The following is a 464-nucleotide window of genomic DNA, read 5'->3' on the forward strand; positions in this document are numbered from 1 at the left end:
GCGCGGCGTGTTGCCTCCCGGTTCGACCGTCGGCCAGGTTGTCCTCGACCCACTCGGAATGGCCGAGCACGAGTGGGCGGGTGACTCTCGGGTGCGAAACATCCTGACGGGCATCGGTATTGCCGATCTCGGGCCTGCGGGAAGTTCGGGACTCGACGCGCCGATCGACAACCTCTCGGGCGGCGAGCGTCGACGAGTGGCGTTGGCAGCGGCCCTGGTTCAGGATCTCGACCTGCTGGTCCTCGACGAGCCGACCAACCACCTCGACGTCGAGGGTGTGCAGTGGTTGGCTGCACATTTGGTCAGCCGTCGCAGTGCGCTGGTGGTCGTCACCCACGATCGCTGGTTCCTCGACACCGTCGCCAATCGCACGTGGGAAGTGGTCGGCGGTGGCGTCGAGGCCTACGAGGGTGGCTACAACGACTGGGTGTTCGCGCGTGCCGAGCGGTCCCGCCAGGCGGACG

Annotated in this window: 1 protein-coding gene; it reads left to right on the top strand. The window is 67.5% G+C overall.

The genetic code is table 11. The features are described from left to right. Window positions 1-58: 58 nt before the first annotated feature. Window positions 59-464 (top strand): ATP-binding cassette domain-containing protein (locus ARTB_RS21355; RefSeq protein ID WP_439954161.1); only part of this gene is annotated, 406 nt, incomplete at its 3' end.

This window comes from Arthrobacter humicola, assembly GCF_022803015.1.
In the GTDB taxonomy this organism is placed as follows: Bacteria; Actinomycetota; Actinomycetes; order Actinomycetales; family Micrococcaceae; genus Arthrobacter; species Arthrobacter humicola_A.